General features: G+C 71.6%; 2 protein-coding genes and 1 pseudogene. 2 read left to right on the top strand and 1 reads right to left on the bottom strand.

The genetic code is table 11. The features are described 5' to 3' along the window. The coding region (locus tag CCN39_RS44860; RefSeq protein WP_208630654.1) for a WD40 repeat domain-containing protein at positions 1-794 on the top strand (794 nt) is incomplete at its 5' end. Between the two features lie 311 nt (positions 795-1,105). Next, positions 1,106-1,276: pseudogene (locus tag CCN39_RS52355) on the top strand (SDR family NAD(P)-dependent oxidoreductase); the annotation flags it as partial. A gap of 159 nt (positions 1,277-1,435) precedes the next feature. Here CCN39_RS52355 and CCN39_RS44850 read toward each other — a convergent pair. Beyond that, the coding region (locus CCN39_RS44850; protein WP_143264403.1) for a CHAT domain-containing protein at positions 1,436-3,361 on the bottom strand (1,926 nt) is incomplete at its 5' end.

Genomic DNA, 3,361 nt, shown 5'->3' with positions numbered 1-3,361 from the left:
GCGGCCTGGGCACGGTGTTCAGTTCGGATGGGCAGCTGCTGGCCACGGACTTCCCGATGGAGGCACTCGAGGACGACCCGACGCTGCTCGACCCGGACCTCGACACGGACCCCGAGGCCGGTCTCGCCGCGCTCACCTCCACCAGGACTCAGCTCTGGAAAGTCAGCGACGTCGACCACCCGTCGCGGCTCGGCGTCCTCCCGAACACCGGAGGGGTGATCACTTCCCGCACCTTCGCGAACCACGGCACGATCCTGGCCATCGCCACGCACATCGGTGTGGTGTCACTCTGGGACGTGACTGATCCCCATCTCCCGAAGCAGGGACTGACGTTGTCCGGGCAAGGCGGCGCCGTCGCCGCAGGACCCGGTGACCTGCTCGCCTTCGCCGGAGCCGATGGCACGGCCCAGCTCTGGTCGCTCACCGACCCCCACTCGATCGCGACGCTGACCGGGCACAAGGGGGACATCAGCGAGCTGGCTTTCAGCGCTGACGGCCGAAAGCTCGCCACCGGTGGCAACGACGGCACGATCCGCCTCTGGGCCACGGACAATCCCAGCGCGCCGCAGCTGCTCGGCGCGCTCACCGGTCACAGCGGCCCGATCAGTGGAATCGCCTTCAGCCCGGATGGCCGTACCGTCGTCACTTCCAGCGACGACAAGACGATCCGGCTCTGGGAAACCGACCCTGAGCGTGTCGCCGAGCGGATCTGTCGCACCGCCTATCCCCGGCTCAGCGAAAAGGAGTGGATGCGCTACATCCCGGGCACCGATTTCCAGCCCCCGTGCCGCTAGTACTGCAACGGCAGTTGCCGGCGGTGCGGTAGATCGTCCTGGCCGCGCAGGCCGGGCGATCGTCGCTGTCACCGAGCCGGCGTTCGAGCTCGGGGGCGGGCTGTTCCTGCCACCTCAGGTGCTTCTCCAGGTGGGCGGCGCGTAAACCGGGACTGGCGGCGACCAGCCGGGCGATCATGAGACCGCGCTGCGGCTCCGCTTGGGCGCTCAACGCGCGGAACGCGTGCCGCAGCGCGTCCCAGATCGGCTCCTCGTCCGCGCGGGCGCGCAACGCTTCCAGGATCACTGGGCCCTGCTCGATCCTCTCCCACATCGGACCCTGGGCTGCCGCCCCCCACACCACGCTTGTCACCGGTGCCAGCTTCGGAATCGGCGCCGAGTTCGCTCGCCAACTCGCCCGCCGGGGCTCGGACCTCGTCCTCGTTGCCCGCCGAGCGGACCGACTCGAAGCATTGGCCGCGCAACTGAGGGCCGGGCCGGGCAAATCGGCTGATGCTCGCCGTGGGCCGGCTGGCCGGCCGTAACCGCTCGGTCCTGCTGATGGGCAGGTTGACCGCGGCCGCGACGGTGTCCGCCACGACGACAGCAACCCGCCGATTGGCTGTCATCCTCGGCGTGCGGCAGCGTACCGGCGGAGCACCTCATGGACCGTTGTGGATCAGCGACGCCCACAGGTCCGGGCGTTCGGGGTACTCGGCGCGCAGGTCGAGGGTGGCCTGCCGGACCCCGAGAGCGGCGTTGTCGGCCGACGGTGTGCCGTCCAGGTGCCGGTAGATCTCGCGCGCGGCGGTGGCCGCGAAGTCGTCGGCGATCGGCCACAGGGTGGCGATGACGTGGCGGAAGCCGGCCAGCTGGAAGGCCGATGCGAGGTGCAGTGACTCGTCGGCCTGGGTGATGCCCGGGTTCGCCGTCGAGCAGGCGGACAGGTACGCCAGCTCGGCGTCGGCCAGTCGCAGCCGGCTGATCGAGGACAGCGACAGGATTCCGTCGTGGAGCCGGATTCCGCTCCGGGAGGGCACGAGCAGGTCGGCGTCCGCGTGGCACGCGAAATGCGCCCACGTCGATTCGCGCAGTGCGGCGAGGACGGCGTCGGTCGTGGCGTGCTCGCCGGACAGCAGCGGCAGGCCGGGGTGGGCGTTGTGCAGGTGTTCGGCTTCGCCGGCGGTGGCCGGCAGTGGCGTCGAGCCCGGGGCATCGCGGACGGCGACGGTCAGCTGCCTGCGCTCGGTCGCCGGCGGGCGGGACCGGGAGTGGGTCAGCGTGCGCAGGGTCGCCGTGTAGGAGGAGACCACGGCGTCCAGCGCACCCGGTTCGCCCGGGTGTCCGGCGGCGTGCCACGGGAACAGGCTGAGCAGGTCGGTCGGCATCCACCACACCCGGGGGGTGGCGGGCAGGGCGGCCAGGATCGGGGCCACCGCGACGTCCCACAGCCAGCCGGCGACCTCGGGAATGACGCGCCGCTGGCGCAGTGCGGCGGCGAACCCGCTTTGCTGGTTGACGTCGATGAGCTGCTGGACCCGCCGGTGCAGTTCGGCGCCGCCGAGCTCGGGCAGGCGGACGAGGATCGGCTCGTCGGCGGCCGTGACGATGATCGCCTCGCCCCGGCGGAGGTCCGTGTTGACGAGGACGACCACGCCGTCGGCGGCCGCCGCCCGCAGTTCCGGAAACGTCGGTGCGGCAACGGCTTCGGCATCGACGTCGAGTTCGGCGGCCAGCAGGATGCCCCGGCCGAGTTCGGCCACCTCGACGGCGCCCTCGGGATCGCCGATCGCGCAGTGCGCGGCGATGCTTTCCCGCACCAGGCCCGTGTACTGACCGATCCGGTACTCGCGGTCCCGCCAGTTCGCGCCCGGCGGCGGGACCGACGGCAACAGCGCGGCAGCCGAGTCCAGCAGTGCCGTGGCACGGACGTGGTCGCCGAGCACCGTCGCCAGCCGGCCGGCCACGTGGTACGAGCGCACCTGCTGCGTCGTCGACGCCGTGGCCGCCGAGCCGGTGATCACGTCGATGAGCGGACCGAGACGATCCTCGTTCAGCGGATGACCCGTGGTGGTGGCGAACTGGTGGTGTGCCTGGCCGAGATTTGTGGCCACCAGGGCCAGTGCGAGGTGGCCGGGGGGCAGGCAGGCGAGCGCCTGTTCCTGGAACTCGATCCCGCGTCGCATGTCGGAAGCCTCGCCGGAATGCCGCGACCGGCGCTGGTGGACGGTGTTGAGCTCGGACAGGTAGCGATACCGGTCGGGGTGGTCGGCGGGCAGCGCGTCCAGCGCCAGGTGGGCGAGTTCGACGGCCCGATCCAGGTCGGCGGGGTTCCCGTGGTGTTCGAAGCGCTCCCGGTGCGCGGCACTCACCATCCGGATGGTGACGCTTCGGGTCGGGTCGCCGGCCGGAATGGCGGCGAGTGCCTGCTCGCCCAGGTCGATGGCGCGCGTCCGATCGGCGGCCGCTTCGGTGTGATCCGCCCGGCTCCGATACGCGACGCAGAGGTTGGACAGCGACGTGACGCGCACCGGGTGGCCGTCGGGCAGCAGCGCGAGCGCCTCCTCGTCCACGTCGATGGCCTGCTG

The organism is Amycolatopsis kentuckyensis (assembly GCF_002155975.1).
GTDB lineage: Bacteria > Actinomycetota > Actinomycetes > Mycobacteriales > Pseudonocardiaceae > Amycolatopsis > Amycolatopsis kentuckyensis.
This window is presented reverse-complemented; position numbering and strand designations above follow the sequence as displayed.